Annotated in this window: 19 protein-coding genes; 6 read left to right on the top strand and 13 right to left on the bottom strand. The window is 59.9% G+C overall.

The genetic code is table 11. The features are described from left to right. Nucleotides 1-39 precede the first annotated feature (39 nt). The 5 genes from FHR23_RS08805 (at nt 40) to FHR23_RS08785 (ending at nt 3,142) form a co-directional block, all read left to right on the top strand. Nucleotides 40-708, top strand: a complete 669-nt coding sequence (locus tag FHR23_RS08805) for a TonB family protein (RefSeq protein WP_184002958.1) — start codon at nt 40-42, stop codon at nt 706-708. A 53-nt stretch (nt 709-761) separates the two neighbouring features. Then, nucleotides 762-1,556 carry a MotA/TolQ/ExbB proton channel family protein gene (locus tag FHR23_RS08800; RefSeq protein ID WP_184002956.1) on the top strand — a complete coding sequence of 265 codons (795 nt, stop codon included), beginning with the start codon at nt 762-764 and terminating at the stop codon, nt 1,554-1,556. 97 nt (nt 1,557-1,653) lie between these two features. Beyond that, nucleotides 1,654-2,133, top strand: a complete 480-nt coding sequence (locus tag FHR23_RS08795; protein WP_184002954.1) for an ExbD/TolR family protein — start codon at nt 1,654-1,656, stop codon at nt 2,131-2,133. Between the two features lie 30 nt (nt 2,134-2,163). Further along, entirely contained in the window at nt 2,164-2,589 is a 426-nt protein-coding gene (locus tag FHR23_RS08790; RefSeq protein ID WP_184002952.1) for an ExbD/TolR family protein, read from the top strand. Between the two features lie 169 nt (nt 2,590-2,758). After that, complete coding sequence (locus tag FHR23_RS08785) at nt 2,759-3,142, top strand: tetratricopeptide repeat protein (protein WP_221227432.1); 384 nt, start codon at nt 2,759-2,761, stop codon at nt 3,140-3,142. A gap of 61 nt (nt 3,143-3,203) precedes the next feature. Here FHR23_RS08785 and dcd read toward each other — a convergent pair whose 3' ends face one another. From dcd to FHR23_RS08765, 4 genes are read right to left on the bottom strand one after another with little or no spacing between them, the layout of a single operon-like run. Then, nucleotides 3,204-3,758: a dCTP deaminase gene (gene dcd, locus FHR23_RS08780; RefSeq protein WP_184002948.1), complete on the bottom strand. Its 555-nt coding sequence runs from the start codon at nt 3,756-3,758 to the stop codon at nt 3,204-3,206. A 39-nt stretch (nt 3,759-3,797) separates the two neighbouring features. Then, nucleotides 3,798-4,268 (bottom strand): cytidine deaminase, encoded by a 471-nt coding sequence (locus FHR23_RS08775; RefSeq protein WP_184002946.1) that lies wholly within the window; start codon nt 4,266-4,268, stop codon nt 3,798-3,800. Beyond that, nucleotides 4,265-4,954, bottom strand: a complete 690-nt coding sequence (locus FHR23_RS08770; RefSeq protein WP_184002944.1) for a GH25 family lysozyme — start codon at nt 4,952-4,954, stop codon at nt 4,265-4,267. Before FHR23_RS08770 ends, FHR23_RS08775 begins: the two co-directional genes overlap by 4 nt. A gap of 6 nt (nt 4,955-4,960) precedes the next feature. After that, nucleotides 4,961-5,443: a UPF0262 family protein gene (locus FHR23_RS08765; RefSeq protein ID WP_184002942.1), complete on the bottom strand. Its 483-nt coding sequence runs from the start codon at nt 5,441-5,443 to the stop codon at nt 4,961-4,963. Nucleotides 5,444-5,564: 121 nt separating this feature from the next. On the opposite strand from FHR23_RS08765, the gene FHR23_RS08760 reads away from it, so the two are divergent. After that, nucleotides 5,565-7,082, top strand: a complete 1,518-nt coding sequence (locus FHR23_RS08760; RefSeq protein WP_184002940.1) for a replicative DNA helicase — start codon at nt 5,565-5,567, stop codon at nt 7,080-7,082. 13 nt (nt 7,083-7,095) lie between these two features. Here FHR23_RS08760 and FHR23_RS08755 read toward each other — a convergent pair whose 3' ends face one another. The 9 genes from FHR23_RS08755 to FHR23_RS08710 all read right to left on the bottom strand — a co-directional run bounded on the left by FHR23_RS08755 (nt 7,096) and on the right by FHR23_RS08710 (nt 16,479). Next, nucleotides 7,096-7,863, bottom strand: a complete 768-nt coding sequence (locus FHR23_RS08755) for a phosphoadenylyl-sulfate reductase (RefSeq protein WP_184002938.1) — start codon at nt 7,861-7,863, stop codon at nt 7,096-7,098. Next, entirely contained in the window at nt 7,856-8,281 is a 426-nt protein-coding gene (locus tag FHR23_RS08750; RefSeq protein WP_184002936.1) for a DUF934 domain-containing protein, read from the bottom strand. Before FHR23_RS08750 ends, FHR23_RS08755 begins: the two co-directional genes overlap by 8 nt. Then, nucleotides 8,274-9,905: a nitrite/sulfite reductase gene (locus tag FHR23_RS08745; protein ID WP_184002934.1), complete on the bottom strand. Its 1,632-nt coding sequence runs from the start codon at nt 9,903-9,905 to the stop codon at nt 8,274-8,276. Before FHR23_RS08745 ends, FHR23_RS08750 begins: the two co-directional genes overlap by 8 nt. Before the next feature lies 1 nt (nt 9,906). After that, the gene (locus tag FHR23_RS08740; RefSeq protein WP_184002932.1) at nt 9,907-10,203 is read right to left on the bottom strand and encodes a DUF2849 domain-containing protein; all 297 of its coding nucleotides are present in this window, start codon (nt 10,201-10,203) and stop codon (nt 9,907-9,909) included. Then, a complete protein-coding gene (cobA, locus tag FHR23_RS08735) occupies nt 10,200-10,988 on the bottom strand; it encodes a uroporphyrinogen-III C-methyltransferase (protein WP_184002930.1) in 789 nt (262 codons plus the stop codon). The genes FHR23_RS08740 and cobA overlap by 4 nt, the downstream gene beginning before the upstream one ends. Before the next feature lie 97 nt (nt 10,989-11,085). Beyond that, the gene (gene astD, locus FHR23_RS08730; protein ID WP_184002928.1) at nt 11,086-12,495 is read right to left on the bottom strand and encodes a succinylglutamate-semialdehyde dehydrogenase; all 1,410 of its coding nucleotides are present in this window, start codon (nt 12,493-12,495) and stop codon (nt 11,086-11,088) included. Between the two features lie 4 nt (nt 12,496-12,499). Beyond that, nucleotides 12,500-13,234: an NYN domain-containing protein gene (locus tag FHR23_RS08725; RefSeq protein WP_184002926.1), complete on the bottom strand. Its 735-nt coding sequence runs from the start codon at nt 13,232-13,234 to the stop codon at nt 12,500-12,502. A gap of 86 nt (nt 13,235-13,320) precedes the next feature. Beyond that, on the bottom strand, nt 13,321-13,812 hold the full coding sequence (gene greB, locus FHR23_RS08720) for a transcription elongation factor GreB (RefSeq protein ID WP_184002924.1): 492 nt from the start codon (nt 13,810-13,812) through the stop codon (nt 13,321-13,323). A 687-nt stretch (nt 13,813-14,499) separates the two neighbouring features. Beyond that, nucleotides 14,500-16,479 (bottom strand): lytic transglycosylase domain-containing protein, encoded by a 1,980-nt coding sequence (locus tag FHR23_RS08710; protein ID WP_184003270.1) that lies wholly within the window; start codon nt 16,477-16,479, stop codon nt 14,500-14,502. Nucleotides 16,480-16,544: the final 65 nt, after the last annotated feature.

Below are 16,544 nucleotides of genomic sequence, written 5' to 3'. Positions count from 1 at the left end.
TGTATGAGTAAGAATATTATTAAGGAGTGACGTAGCTGAATGGCTTATGCTGACCGGAATGTCGCTGGTAGCCGGGTGATCGCAATGGTTTTCGTTGCGGTCATTGTGGCGATTACTGGCTATGCCTTCGTCACCGGCCTTGCATATCAGTATGTCAAAAAGGTTCAGAAGGACCTTTCGACATTCGATATCACGCCACCGCCGCCGCCGCCGCCGGAGGAACCTCCGCCGCCGCCGCCGCCGAATACGCCGGTACCCCCGCCTCCCCCGACGACTGTTGTTGTGCAGCCGCCGATTGTTAAGGTTCCTGCGCCTGCGCCGGTTATCCGAACCTCGGATATTATTCCGCCGAGCCAGCCGCCAGCACCGCCCGCGCCCCCGGCACCCCCTGCGCCGCCTGCACCGCCGGCACCGCCCAAGGTAGCAAAGCCGGCTCAGTTGCGCAGTGGTTCGATCAGTAACGACGACTATCCGCCCGCCGCGCGTCGTGCGGGGGACGAGGGGCGCACAGTCGTCCGCTTTACGATCGGTACCAATGGTCGGGTGGAAAGTTGTTCTACGGTAAGTTCCAGTGGATCGAGCGCGCTTGATGATCAGACCTGTCGGTTGATCGAGCGTCGCTTCCGTTACCGGCCTGCCGAGGATCCCAACGGGAATAAGATTCCGGAGACCAAGGTCCAGGGCGTTACCTGGAAGCTGGAAAACTGATCGGTTCAAACGACACAACGTAATTAGCTCTATTCTGAAGGAAGATACCTGATATGCTCACGACCATTCTCGCCGGAGGCGACGCGGCCGCAAACGGAGCCGCGGAATATGGCCTTCTCCCAGCACTCAACCAGGGGGGTGTAATCTCCTGGAGCGTATTCATTCTGCTGGTGGTGTTCCTTCTTGTATCGCTCTACATCTTCTTCACGAAGCTGTTCGAGCAGCAGAAGATCATTAATCAGGGCCGTCGCGTCCGCCGTACCTTCTGGGCTTCGAACAGCCTGCGTGAAGGTGCTGCCAAGCTGGAAAAGAACTCCGCGTATCGCCAGATCGTCGATGACGGCCTTGCCGCGCAGGACCAGCACGGCCAGTTGACCGATCCGGTCGAGGCACATGACTGGATGCACGGGTCGCTGGCACGTTCGGAAGCGTCGATCAATTCGCAGCTCAACAGCGGTCTCGCCTTCCTGGCGACTGTGGGTGCTACCGCACCGTTCATCGGTCTGTTCGGTACGGTTGTCGGCATCTACCGCGCTCTGCTCGCGATCGGTGCGGCTGGTCAGGCATCGATCGACAAGGTCGCGGGCCCGGTCGGTGAAGCGCTGATCATGACCGCCCTTGGTCTGGTCGTCGCGGTTCCTGCGGTGCTTGCCTACAACTTCCTGCAGCGTCGCAACAAGTCGATCTCCGAGCACCTGAGCGCGTTCTCGAACGACGTGCTGGGTTTCCTGGCTTCGGAAGGTAAGGTTCGCCCTGCCGCTCCGAACACGGTGAAGAAGCCGGCTCCGGCCGCTAAGCCGGCTACGGCTACCTCCGGTCAGACCGGCGGCGTGCCGAAGCGCAGCTGATGAAAGGGGGCGGGATGTCTGCCGTGACCGGTTTGCTGTCCCGCCCGTTTTCGGATGCCGCGCTTTCTGGAATGCGAGTGAATAGGATTACGCGCACATGGCGATGAGTGTAGGCGGAGAATCCGCCGATACCACCCCGATGTCGGACATCAACACGACGCCCCTGGTGGACGTCATGCTGGTGCTGCTGATCATCTTCCTCATCACGGTTCCGGTCGTGGTGCAGAAGATCAAACTTCAGCTTCCGAATGTTCGGTTCGAACCCACCCAGACCAAGCCGGAAAACGTTTTGCTTTCGGTCAGAGCTGGCCCGGATGGTGCTTGCGAGGTCTATTGGAACCTTCAGAAGATGGACAGCAAGGCGCTGCTCAAGCGCGCTGTCGATAAGCTGGAGGCAGATGTTAAACGGCTTGGCGGTCCGGCCAACATCACCCCCGATGAGCTGCCGGAAGTGCATATTCGTGGTGACGTCAACGCACCGTATAAATGCATCGGCGCGACTATCTACACCATGCAGTCCGCTGGCTTCGCGAAGGTCGGGTTCATTTCCGAACCCGAAAATCCCAACGCGTCATAGGGCTGACGGGCAAGTTTAGGAGTTATACCCATGGCAATGAGTGGTGGCCGCGACGACGGCGAACCGATGATGGAGATGAACACGACGCCGCTGATCGACGTCATGCTCGTGCTCCTCATCATGTTCATTATCACCATCCCGGTACAGACCCACGCAGTGAAGGTCGATCTGCCGCAACCGAATTCGAATAATGCGCAGACGGTCGAGCCGGACAAGAATAAGGTGATGATTGCCACGGACGGCACCATCACCTGGAACGGCACGCCGGTTAACGAACTGCAACTGCGTCAGTATCTTGACCAAACGGTGATGATGAACCCACAGCCGGAACTGCATTTCCAGCCGGCGCCTGATGCACGCTATGCAAAGGTCGATGAAGTGCTTGCGATCATCAAGCGCGCTAATGTGACCAAGCTGGGATTTGTCGGTAACGAGCAGTATCGTAACGATTTCTGATCGATTGGTCAGACGATATAGCTTGCAGGATAAGGGCGGCCATCTGGTCGCCCTTTTTTGTTGTACCTGCAACGGTGTAAACAACGAACTATGCTCACACTTGCGGATATGAAATAATTATGACACGTTACTGTCATAAAAATGAAATATCTCTAGCAGGAGATGAGAGATGCCGTTTCACCGAATATGTTCAGTGGTGACGATTGCGGCTGGCGCAGCTTCAATGACATTGATTTCCGTTCCGGCATCTGCCCAGGATGCGGGCAGATATGCCAATGCCGCCCTGACCAAGGGGGACTATACCACCGCGGAGAGGCAGTTGCTTGCGGACTATGCAGCTATGCCGGACCGGCAAGAAGTGTTGCTGAACCTGGCAACGCTATATGCCTATACGGGTCGGGCAGAGCAGGCACGGATATTGTATGAAAAGGTTCTCAGCCGCCCCGATGTGCTGATGAATCTGGCGAATGGCCGGTCCGCCCATTCCTATGATCTGGCTCGCGCCGGCATTGCAAAACTACCTCTGCATACCAGCGCTGCTTCGTATCAATAACACGGGCGCGATGTATCAGAACCTGTTGGCCGACTGTGCGGCCGGGGATGCCGATCTGTGATCACAGTTTGGGCAGGGTGACACCACGCTGCCCCATATATTTTCCTGCCCGGTCGGCGTAGCTGGTTTCGCACGGCTCATTGCCCTTCAGGAACAGGAACTGACAGGCACCTTCATTGGCATAGATTTTGGCGGGCAGCGGTGTGGTGTTCGAAAATTCCAGCGTCACATGCCCTTCCCATTCGGGCTCCAGCGGCGTCACATTCACAATGATCCCGCAGCGTGCATAGGTCGATTTGCCGAGACAGATCACCAGCACGTCGCGAGGTACCCGAAAATATTCGACCGTCCGGGCGAGTGCGAAACTGTTCGGCGGAATGATGCAGACATCGGTCTGACGATCGACAAAACCGTTGTCGGAAAAATTCTTCGGATCGACGACCGCGCTGTCGATATTGGTGAAAATCTTGAATTCGTCGGCGACGCGCGCGTCATAGCCGTACGAAGACAGTCCGTAGCTGATACAGGCTTCGCGGCGCTGGGCTTCGACAAAGGGCTCAATCATGCCGTGATTCAGCGCCTGTTCGCGAATCCAGCGGTCGGACAAGATGCTCATGGCCGATGGTCTAGGCAGCGCGAACGCAGGCGGCAAGCATTACGCGCCCTTGCCTGATTTCGCGCCGAAACCCAGATCGCCGGGACCGAAAGCATAGGGCAGCAAATCGGAAAGCGTGTGGGTTTCACGTGCATCGCCTTCCAGGCCTGCGCAGTAAACGGTGATATCGCGTCCGCCCATCTGAGCAGCCTCGTTCAGCACCTGTCGACAGCGCCCGCAGGGCCGTATCGGCATATCGCCGGGAATATCGGTACCCGCCATACCGCCGCCGACAATCCCGACAGCGACCACATCACACAGCCGTCCCTGCACATTCGCGGCGGCCACCGCCACAGTTTCGGCGCAAAGCGACAGGCCGTAGCTTGCATTCTCGAAATTCGCGCCGGTGACGATGCTGGCGTCGATCATCAGCAAGGCGGCACCAACGGCGAAGCGCGAATAAGGGGCATGGGCGTTTCGCGCAGCCTCCCTGGCTGCGCCGATCAACGCTTCAATTCGGTCGTCCGTCATGGTGCAATCACATCCCAATCTACGCTGGTCGGCACGCCATCAATGTTGCGATACGCGTTGGCGCGCCAGATTTTCCAGGGGCGGGCAGCATAATCGGGTGCGCGGAAGTTTCGCTCGCTCCAGACCGGACGGGCGATGTCCTCACTGATCCGGTACTGTTTTTCAAATGCGGGAGAAATGTCGATCAGCATCGGTTTTCCCATATGGTGCTCGGCAAAGCGCAGGAACGTGGCAACGCGTTTTACGACGGCGTCGCGCGGCGGTCGTTCGCTGCAATCCGGTTCAAAGGCGAGTCGCAGGGCAGAGGGCAGGGCATCGGCTTCACGCGGAACGGTCTGCACGAAATTCGCCGCCTGATCGTCTGCGCTGGAGCACAGCGAAAACACATGTTCCGCGCCGCGCGGTATGCCTGCGGCTTTTGCGGCAGCCCAGTTGTCAGCGAATTTGGCATCGCGCGTGGTCGCACCATCGGTGGCACGGATATAGGCGAAATCGACCCCGTGCAGATGGACCAACGGCCAGTTGACCGCACCATTGGCGGCGCTGACATCAATACCTTGCGTCGGATAGCGTTTCGGGTCCGGGCGCCAGTGCGTGCCGTAGCGCCATGCCGCAAAGAGCAGCACCGCCAGCGCCAGAATCGCGAAAATCGAAGCGGCGCGACCGCTTTTCGTTCGTAACGGCACGCTCCATCACCCCTTGATATGCAGCACGCAAATCAGCGTGAAAAGACGGCGAGCGGTCGGGAAGTCCACTTCGATCTTGCCCTCCAGCCTTTCTTTCAAAAGTTCGGCAGCATCATTGTGGATACCGCGACGGGCCATGTCGATGGTTTCGATCTGTTGCGGCGTCGCCTGCCGGATCGCCTGAAAATAGCTGTCGCATATTGCGAAATAGTCGCGGATGGCCCGGCGGAACCGGGCAAGACCCAGAATATGGGTTTCCAGACGCGAATCATCCTCTCGCATCACATCAATTGCCAGGCGGCCTTCCTGAACCCGCAGTTTCACCTTGTACGGACCGGCGTAACCATCCGCCTGAGACCGTTGCAGTGCGAAGTGGTTTTCTTCAAGCAGGTCATAGACGGCGATCTTGCGTTCCTGCTCGATATCGGCGTTGCGCCACAGGATGGTGTGCTCGTCGAGGCTGATATCTATGATCCGCGGATCGCCCATATGCTTGCGATGCAGATTTTGCGCGCCGATGGCAACGGTTAAGCGGCGCGTTCCCGATTAATCCACAGGTAAATTTTCCCGGATGCCTTGAGCAGACAGGGTCGGTCTGGGAAAAGAATGCATGGCCACCAATCCGATTGCCCCGACTCAGCCCGAAGAAGTTCGCCTGCCCTCCAACGTAGAGGCGGAGGCCGCACTGCTGGGCGCGATGATGATCGACAATCGCCTTGCCGACGACATTATCGACCGGCTTGAGGCGGAGCATTTCTTCGAACCGGTCCATGCGCGGATTTACAGCCGGATCAAAGAGTTGCGGGTGGCCGACATGCTTGCCAACCCGGTCACGCTGCGCCCGATGTTCGCGGAGGATGAAGGGATGAAGGCGCTGGGCGGCCCGGCCTATCTCGCGCAGCTTACCGGCAGCGGTGCCGGATTGATCGGTGCCCGGCAATTCGCGCAGCAGATCTACGATCTCGCCATGTTGCGCGCGCTGGTGACGGTGGGCCGCACGCTGGTCGAACGCGCGATGGACACCAGCGAAACCGTCGATCCGCGCAGTCAGATCGAAAAGGCGGAGGAACTGCTGTTCGAAGTGGCGGGTGAAGGCAATACCGCCAATGCCGTCAAATCGTTCAGCGAAGCGAGCAAGATGGCAATTCGCCAGGCCGATCGTGCGCTCAATTCGGGCGGCAACCTGTCGGGCATCACTACCGGTCTGGACAGCGTCAATTCCAAGATCGGTGGTATGCACCATTCCGACCTGATGATCCTTGCCGGACGTCCGGGCATGGGTAAGACATCGCTGGCGACCAACATCGCCTATAACGCCGCGCGTCGCTGGATGGATGACAAGGTGGCGGGGATTCCGCCCGAACGATCGGTGGGATCGAAGGTCGCGTTTTTCAGCCTCGAAATGTCGGCGGACCAGCTTGCCACCCGCGTACTGGCCGAACAGTCGCGGATCAGCTCGGAAGCGCTGCGTATGGGACGGATCAGCAAGGCGGAGTTCGGTAGGCTGGCCGATGCCGCAGCCGACCTCAACGATCTGCCGTTGTTCATCGACGATACCGCCGGGCTGACGATCAGCGGCCTGCATACGCGCGTGCGGCGGCTGAAGCGTAAGCTGGGCGATGAGCTGGGGCTGGTGATTGTCGACTATCTGCAACTGTTGCAGGGGTCGGGACGCTCTACCGATAATCGCGTTCAGGAAATTTCCGAAATCAGCCGCGGCCTGAAAACGCTGGCTAAGGATATGAACGTATCGGTGCTGGCGCTGTCACAGCTCAGCCGCCAGGTCGAAAGCCGCGAGGACAAGCGCCCGCAGCTATCCGATCTGCGCGAATCCGGTTCGATCGAGCAGGACGCCGATATGGTCTGGTTCGTGTTTCGTGAGGATTATTACGTTGCTGCGCGTGAACCGAAAGTGCCGCAAGGGGAGGGGGACGATCCCAAGATCATCGAAGATCACGCCAAATGGACGATGGAAATGCAGCGTGTCGACGGGCTGGCCGAACTGATTGTCGCCAAGCAACGTCACGGTGCCACCGGCAAGGTGATTCTGCGTTTCGAACCGGAAATCACGCGGTTCAGCGACTATGCCGGCCTTGGCTATGCCGGGATGGACACCAGCTACGAATAATCCCGATCCGGGGTCAGAACGATGGCTGATCCGGGTCGCCATCGGCAACCGGGGTGTGGATGCCGCATTCAGTCTTGTCCCATCCGCGCCAGCGCCCCGAACGCGGGTCTTCACCCGGTAAGACTTTGCTGGTGCACGGTGCGCAGCCGATTGAGGGATAGCCCTCCGTCTCCAGCGGATGATGCGGCAGGTCGTGTTTGTCGAACCAGGCGGCGATATCCTCCCGTGTCCAGTCGATCAGCGGATTGATCTTCAGCCGGTCGCCGTCGAGTTCGAAACGCGGCAGGGCGTTGCGGGTCGATGCCTGAAATGCCTTGCGCCCGGTAAAGCTGGCGTCAAAACCCGCCAGAGCCTTTTCCAGCGGCACGACCTTGCGGATCTCGCAGCAGCCATCGGGATCGTAGGACCAGCGCAGACCGGTTTCATCGCGTTGTTTCAGCGCTTCCGCGTCGGGGGACAGGATGCGCACATCCTTCAGCCCCAGAAACGCCGTCAGCGTATCGCGATACGCGATGGTTTCCGGAAAATGCTTGCCGGTGTCGAGAAACAGGACTGGAAGCGATGCGTCTACAGACGCGATCAGGTGCAGCAGTACTGCGGATTCGGTGCCGAAGGAGGAGACGGTTGCCACATCGCCTGCCATCTGCTCCCCGATCACGGTACGCAGCATCTCCATCGTATCGGTGCCGCGAAACAGGTTGTTCAGCCGGTGCACATCGGTCACGGTAAAGCGCGGCCGCACGTCCAGACGATCGATTTTGCGCAATGCCGTATCAGCCATGGCGTAGCTTCCAGACCGGCTGGCGCGCATCGGCTGCGCGCTGATAAACATATTCCTGACGTTCCAAAGCGGCAGCGAGTGCCTTTCGGTCAACTTCCGCTTGCGGGTGAAAGCTGTCGAATCCGCAGCGGCGCATCAGCGGAATCTGATCGACGAGCACGTCGCCCTGCGCGCGCAGTTCGCCGATATAACCCGCTTCGCGCAGGATACGTGCGGCGGAATAGCCGCGACCGTCCTTGAACGTCGGAAAGCTGATTTCGATCAGCGTCAGACGATCGAGATAGGGAAGCAGCGCGCGTGCATCCTCATCGGATTCCAGCCGCACGGCAGTCGCGTTGCTTTGATCCAGAAAGGCATCGAGCGTGACCGCAGGCTCTTCGTGTGGACCGTCTTCGCGGTAGTGCAGCAGATCAGCCATAGATCGCCTCCTTGAACGCGGGCATGCCGATGCGTCGATAGGTATCGACGAAGCGTTCGCCCTCTGTGCGCTGTTCGAGATACAGGTCGGTTACTTTTTCGATGGCGTCGACGATACCGTCTTCATCGAAACCGGGACCGGTGATTTTGGCGAGGCTGACATCTTCCGCACCCGATCCGCCGAGCAGTAACTGGTAGTTTTCTGTCCCTTTCCGATCGACGCCCAATATGCCGATATGCCCCGCATGATGGTGCCCGCAGGCGTTGATGCAGCCCGAAATTTTGAGCTTCAGTTCGCCCAGTTCCTTTTGCCGCTTCTGGTCAGCGAAGCGGGTCGCGATCTTTTGCGCGACGGGAATTGAGCGGGCGTTCGCAAGGCTGCAATAATCAAGGCCGGGGCAGGCGATGATATCGCTGATAAGGTCGAGATTGGCCTCCGCCAGCCCGGCCTCGCGCAGCGTCTGCCAGACGGCATACAGGTCCGCCTTGCGGACATGCGGCAGCACAACATTCTGGCTGTGGGTGACGCGCAGTTCGTCGAAGCTGTAGCGTTCGGCCAGCGCCGCCATCACCTCCATCTGTTCAGCAGTGGCGTCACCGGGAATCCCCCCGACGGGCTTCAGGCTGATCGTCGCGATCGCATAGCCGGGTTGTTTGTGTGTACGCACATTCTGGTCCAGCCAGACCGCGAAGTCGGGATCGCGGCGATCAATATCGTCGGAAAGGCTGGTTTCGAATGCGGGTGGCGCGAAATAGGCGCTGATCCGGTCGAACTCCGCCTTGGGCGGGTCGAGGTCGAGTGCCTTCAGCCCGGCAAATTCCTCTTCGACCTGACGGGCATATTCCTCCGCTCCCAGATCGTTGACGAGGATCTTGATCCGTGCCTTGTACATATTGTCGCGACGCCCATAGCGATTATAGACGCGCAGGCAGGCTTCCAGATAAGGCAGAAGATCAGAAAGCGGCACGAACTCCTTGATTTCATGACTGACCATTGGAGTGCGCCCCATGCCCCCACCGGCAAAGATACGCGCGCCGTGTTCGCCGTCGCGCTCGACGATCCGGATGCCGATATCGTGCAGGCGCATGGCCGCGCGATCTTCGTCAGACGCGATCACCGCGAATTTGAACTTGCGCGGCAGATAGGTGAATTCCGGGTGGAAGCTCGACCATTGGCGCAGCAGTTCGGCCCATGGCCGCGGGTCGGTTACTTCGTCGGCGGCGGCACCGGCGAACTGGTCCGAAGAAATGTTGCGGATGCAGTTGCCGCTGGTCTGGATGGCGTGCATCTCGACTGTCGACAGATCGGCAAGAATATCGGGCGTGTCGGCCAGTTCGATCCAGTTGAACTGAATATTCTGGCGCGTGGTGAAATGCCCGTAACCGCGATCATATTTGCGCGCGATCGACGCCAGCATCCGCATCTGCCGTCCGTTCAGCGTGCCATAGGGTACGGCGACGCGCAGCATATAGGCGTGGAGTTGCAGATAGAGGCCGTTCATCAGCCGCAGGGGTTTGAACTGGTCCTCGGTCAGCGCGCCCGACAGGCGACGGGCCACCTGATCGCGAAACTCCTCGACGCGCGCATCGACGATGGACTGGTCATACTGGTCATAACGATACATGTCAGATCACCCAGTTGCCGGCATCGGGGTCGGCGGGTTTGAGGGTCAGGTCGGGGCGCACCGTGGGACCAAGCGCACGAATACGATCCTTGATATGGGCGGGGCGCGGCCCTTCCGGCGTCATGACGCCATCGAGCACATAAGGGACGTTAACGCGCCGCGCACCCTCTTCGGCATGGGCGATAGCTTCACCCTGATCGCCAGTATCGACGGCATCCTCGATATGGAGCGACCAGTCCTGCCCGGTCCACCAAACGACCTTGCCGCTTTTCAGATCATTGCCGCTCAGCAACTTCATACCAGCGCCTCCGCCTGCTTCGCCCATTGTGTGAGTCGGTCCTCGGCGGCGGACAGCGTCACCACTTCGCCGACGACCAGGATGGCGGGGCTTTGCACCGCTTCACGGGCCATCATGTCGCCCAGATCGGCGAGCAGCGTCCGCAGAGCGCGTGAACCGGGCAGGGTACCGCGTTCCAGCACCGCCACCGGCATGTCGGGTGCGACCCCGTCGTTCATCAGCTTTTCGGCGATATCGGCAGCGGTCGCGACGCCCATATAGATGACGAGGGTACGGCCCTTGCCCGCCAGCCCCGACCAGTCCTGATCGCGAAGCCCCTTGCACTGACCGGCCACGAAACTGACGGCGCTCGACCAGTCGCGGTGCGTGAGCGGGAGCCTTGCTTCTGCCGCACAGCCGAGCGCCGCGGACACGCCGGGGATGACCTCGACGGGCAGACCGGCGGCGAGCACCGCCTCTGCCTCTTCACCCCCGCGTCCGAAAATAAACGGATCGCCGCCCTTGACCCGCACGACGGTCGCGCCAATCCGGGCTAGCTCGACGAGCAGATCGCAAATCGAATCCTGTGGCATCGTATGACGCGCGCGGCGCTTGGCGACGGAAATGCGTCGTGCGCTGTCCGGTGCCAGTGCCAGAACGCGCGGATCGACCAGACCGTCATGGACGACCACATCCGCCGCAGCCAGCGCACGCACCGCCCGAACGGTCAGCAGGTCGGGATCGCCCGGTCCCGCGCCCAGCAGGATAACCCTGCCACCCGAAACTCTATCAATATCGCTTTCCATGCGTGGAAAATGCGCATGGAGGCCGAAACCGGCAACAGATGGTTCCTTTGCGGGGGCTAAGGGAAACTTTCATGCCGCTGAAACGGCATGGCCCGGATCAACCGTCTTTAAGGCCGATGCCGATGCTTGCACGTGCCTGGTCGGCTTCGTTGGAAACCACCGGATAAGCACAATAATCGGCGGCATAGGAGGCACTGGGGCGATGATTGCCGGACCAGCCGATCCCGCCAAATGGCGCAGAGGACGATGCGCCGTTGGTCGGCCGGTTCCAGTTGACGATGCCCGCCCGGATATTGGCCCAGAACTGTTCGTACAGCTTCGGATTCTGGCTGACCAGCGATGCCGAAAGGCCATAGCGCGTGGCATTCGCTTCGACGATAGCGTCTTCGAAACTGTCCTTGCGAATAACCTGAAGCAACGGACCGAACAGTTCGATATCGGGCTTTTCCCGGGCATCGGTCATGTCGACCAGTGCCGGCTTGAGAAACGGCAGATTGTCCACCGGCCGCTCCAGATAGCGCAGCGGTTTGCCGCCTCGCATGGTCAGTGCCAGAAAACTTTCGGTCAGCATGTCGGCGGTATCGTTGTCGATCACCGGCCCCATGAACGGCGCAGGGTCGGCATGGGGTTCGTCGACGATCAACCGGTCGAGCAGGCGATTAAGCTCTTCCATCAGCGGATCGAACAGCGCCTGATCGACAATCAGGCGTCGCGCGGCGGTGCAGCGTTGTCCCGCCGTGGTGAAGGCCGACTGCACGATCAGCACGGCTGCTGAAGCGATATCGGGCGTGTCCCAGACGATGATCGGGTTATTGCCGCCCATTTCGAGCGCGAGAATCTTCTCGGGACGGTCGGCGAACTGCCGGTTGAGCGCGATGCCGGTGCGGGCCGAGCCGGTAAATAACAGCCCGTCGATACCGTCATGCCCGGCCAGCGCCTTACCCTCTTCCGGACCACCGAGCAGCAGGCGGATACACCCTTCCGGCACGCCTGCTTCATGAAAACATTCCACCAGAAATTCAGCGGTTGCAGGCGTTTTTTCAGACGGTTTGAAAACAACCGCATTGCCCGCGAGCAGGGCCGGGACGATGTGTCCGTTAGGCAGATGTGCGGGGAAATTATACGGGCCGAGCACCGCCAGCACGCCATGCGGTTTGTGTCGCAGCGCCATGCGGCTGTTCATCGGCGCGTCGAGCCGTCGCTGGCCGGTGCGTTCAGAATAGGCGGTGACCGATATATCGACCTTGTTGATCACCGAAGTGACCTCGGTATGGGCTTCCCAAAGCGGCTTGCCGGTTTCGCGCGCGATGACATCGGCAAACGCGTCTGCCTTGTGCCGCACGACATTGGCGAAGCGACGTAGTGTTTCGATCCTGTAGGCAAGCGACCGCGCCGCCCAACCCGCCCAGGAAGCTCGCGCCAGGGCGATTTCCGCATCAGGATCGCCAGCCTCGCCCTGCCAGAAGGTCTTACCGGTTGCCGGTTCGATGGAAGTCAGCGTCGTCATGGCGTCAGCGTACTCGCTTCACGAAGATCTGGCCGTTGTCGCGGCGTTCGACCTGAAAATTGGGGACTGCCTCGATCAGGTCCGACAGGCGCGTAAAACCGTAATTGCGTGTGTCGAAACTCGACCGGTTACCGGCCCGCTGTCCGACCGCCGACAGGTTGGCAAAGCCGCGCTCATCCCGCTTGGTAGAGTTATAGGCGTCGATCAGTAGCCTCAGCATCTCGTCATCGACCGTGCCGTTCTGATGATTGGCGGCAACCGTGCTGTCGTCGGCGCTTTCCTGTTCATGCGCCTTGATCAGCGCCGTAACGTCGATGAAACGGCGACAGGCCTTGCGAAACCCTTCGGGCGTCTTGCTGGTCCCGAAGCCATAGACCGGCAGTCCTTCCTGACCGATCCGCATGGCGAGCGGCATGAAATCGCTGTCGGAAGAAAGGATGCCGAAACCAGTGACGCGGCCACGAAACAACAGGTCCATCGCGTCGATGGTCATGCGCATGTCGGTGGCGTTCTTGCCCTTGGTAATGTCGAACTGCTGATAGGGTTCGATCCCGTATTTGAGCGTCATTTCTGCCCAGCTTTTCAACGCCGGTTTGCGCCAGTTGCCATATACGCGCCGGATGTTGACGGTGCCGAGTTCAGCCAACACCGTAAGCACCGGATCAAGAGATGCAGGGGAGGCATTGTCGGCGTCGATCAGCAACGCGACATTTCCCCCCAGGTTCGTGTTCGAGTCCATGCGCCCCTTCTAACGGGGATGGCGCACAAGTCCATTTTCAGATTGAGGAAGTCGCAATGACGCCATGACGGCTGTCAGCGGGCGTTTTATGCGGCCGGGTCGGGATAGGAAATTTCAAGGATTTCCATTTCGCGTTCACCGCCGGGGAGCATCACGCGGCGCAAATCGCCGATGGCTGCACCCCGAAGCGCACGGGCGACAGGGGCGTTCCAGCCTACCCGGCCTGCCCCTGCCTCTGCTTCGTCATCGCCGACCAGGGTTATCTCGCGCTGAGTATCGTCTTCATCAGCGATGACCACCGTTGCCCCGAAAAAGACCCGGTCGCGGTTCACCTGTTGTGCCGGATCGACGACCTTCGCTGCTTTCATCCGGCGTGCGAGCCAGCCGAGCCGGCGGTCGATTTCCCGTAATTTCTTGCGGCCATAAATATAATCGCCGTTTTCCGAGCGATCGCCATTGCCGGCTGCCCAGGCGATCGTCTCCACCAGTTGCGGGCGTTCCGTCGCGAACAGCCGATCATATTCGCTTTTCAGGACGGAATAGCCTTTAGGGGTGATGTAATTGGGAGAAAGGGCCATGACAGAAAATTAGCTGCAAGAGCGGCTTCTGTCATGACCCTATTCATTCAGCCGGGGCTGCAGGGTGTCCATGGCCGCCACCATTGCCATGGCCATTTCCGTGCCCGTGCCCGTGCCCGTAGCCGTGCCCATGACTGCGGCCGTAACCGTATCCATTGCCATGATACCATCCGCGGGGATCGGTCCAACCGGTCACCCATTTCGATGTCGGCCCGTGCAGCGCTACTGAATGCATGCGGGCCGACTGCATGGCGCTGCCGGCACGCATCGGCTCTTTCGCACTTGCGGGGGATGCAAAAGCGATCAGGGCCATACCGCCGACGATCGCAAAAGGTACAAATTTAAGTCGTGATTTCATCTTCATACTCCATAGGAGTTGGGATGAACGTCATCGTTCCGAAAAATGCCTGGCATTTCCCGGTTTATCGGCCTTTCAGGTATCGTTATTGGTACCGCTCCGGATCGGTCACCCTGCGACTTCGCCCGTTCGCATTACGTACAAAGTAGACGAAAGGTTTAATCCGTTCCTTCCCGGATCGGTAAACACGGCCTTTCCTAAGGTAAATCGACGACTTGTCAGTCAGGGCGTTCTCACCTGCCGATCAACGGAGTCACAAGCATCGGAAGAAAGCGCTTCGCAGTCAGGTGAAGCAGGAATCCCTAGCGGAAAATCCTAAGCGTAACGAATCAGCCCGGCGTGGTTTTGCCCAAGTACCAGGACAGGTTGTCCGGCCCCTTCGAATTGGCGTGTTGCGGATTGAGCAGGTCATAGACGACAGCATTTTCCAGCACGCGCTGGACGTAATTCTTTGTTTCGTAGATCGGGATCTCCTCGATCCATTCGACCATATCCACACCTGCCGTACGCGGATCGCCGTTGGCGCGGATCCACTTGTTCACATTACCCGGCCCGGCATTATACGCCGCTACCGCCAGCGGATAGCTGCCGTCATAATAGCTCAGCATTCGCTGAAAATAGCTGGAACCAAGCTGGATATTATATTGCGGATCGCGGGTCAGCGAGTCCGAGCTATAGGCAAGACCGAGCTTCCCGGCCGCTTCGCGCGCGGTTGCGGGCATCAACTGCATCAGCCCGCGCGCACCGGCGTGGCTGATTGCAGCGCGATCGAACTGGCTCTCCTGCCGGGCGATCGCGTGGATCATCGTCCAGTCATTCTGATATCCGGCAGGCACGGCCACTGCCGGATATCCGGCTGCGTTATAGTCGGTCAGCCCGTTTTTCATCGCACTGCGACCGATCATCACGCCGAGGTCGGGACGCTTGATCTGGTGCGACAGTTCGATTGCCAGCGCATGATCGTCGTCGGTTTTCGCATCCATCGCAATCTGGCGTACAAAGGCGGTCTGATCGCGCCAGTCGCCGGTACGGCCGAGATATTCGGCGGCTTTCACGACTTCGCTGGAATAGAAGACCTGCCGCAGTAGGGGGGAGACATTGGCCGGGCCGGTTTGCGTCGGTGCGACCAGCGGTTCGTGCATCCTCTCTTTCGCAAGCTGGCCGTAATAGAGATCCGGATAGCCTGCCGCCTGCTGATAGAAATTCGACGCAAGCTGCTGTTTTCCAGCCGCCTGGGCTGCGCGTCCCGCCCAATAGCGTCCTTTGGAACGGGTCTGCGGAGTTTGCGACGCATTGCCATAGCGTTCGAACATGCCGATCGCGTCGGCGGGGCGGTGCAAATCCTGCATCGCCACCGTGCCCGCCAGCCAGACGAGGCTCGTATAATCGTCGCGCTCGCCATAGGATTTGGTGCTGACGTCGGTTCCGGCCGGATAGGCGTCGTCGACCCGGCTGGCAATCCGATAGGCCAGTTCATATTGCCCGTCATGTTCGGCCGCGCGCGCATTCGCCAGCAGCACTTCATACCATTTTTCGGGATCGCTGGGCCGCGTAACCAGTGTCGGGCGATTAGCGAGATAGGTGCGCGCCTCCGGACTGTTGCCCGAGTTACGCAGCCATGCCGCACGATCCGCGATAAAGCCTGCGTCCGCACGTCCGGCGCCGATCACTGCTGCATCCAGATCGGAGGCGGTCGGCGAATTGGTGCGGAAGGCGAGGCGCGCGGCAAGCACCGGACGCGCCTGCGGTGACACCATCGCCAGCACACGTCCGGCCGAACTGGTGGCACCCTGCCACAAAAGGGTGTCCATGCGCGCATCGTAATCGGCAGGGGTCAGCGCGCTTGCAAAACCACCGAGAATCGACGCCTCGTCGCTCGACCGCATCACACCGGCGCGCCATGCGTCGCGCGCGGCGACATCGGCTGCCGCCGTGTCACCATTGGCGAGCAGCGCCTCGGCATATTGCACACGGCCGGTTGACGTCAGCGGAGGGTATTTCTTGAAAAACTGTACGGCAAAACCAGGAGAATAGCCTTGGTCCATCGCGCCTTCGGCGGCGATGCGCATCCGTTTCGAATCCGGCCAGCCGGGATGGGCAAGAAGGAAGGCGGCATAATCGGCGAACCGGGTGCTGCCAGACTTGCGCAGGCTTTCCCATTCGGCGATCGAATTTGCCAGCTCCGCGTCGTTCGTCACGGAAGCGGTTTGCATGGGTTGCGCAGGCGGCGGCGGCGCGGCAGAGGTGGTCAGTGCGATTCCGGATGCGCTTGCCAATAGGAGCGCGCTTTTTAAAGCCGTTACTACCATGCTGGACATGATACGGAATCGAACCTTATTGGCTAGTGAATATTTCCCCGTCAGGAGCAATTCGT

Source organism: Stakelama sediminis, assembly GCF_014199335.1.
GTDB classification, from domain to species: domain Bacteria; phylum Pseudomonadota; class Alphaproteobacteria; order Sphingomonadales; family Sphingomonadaceae; genus Sphingomonas; species Sphingomonas sediminis.
Note: the sequence above shows the minus strand (reverse complement) of the source record. Positions and strands in the feature narration are given on the sequence as shown.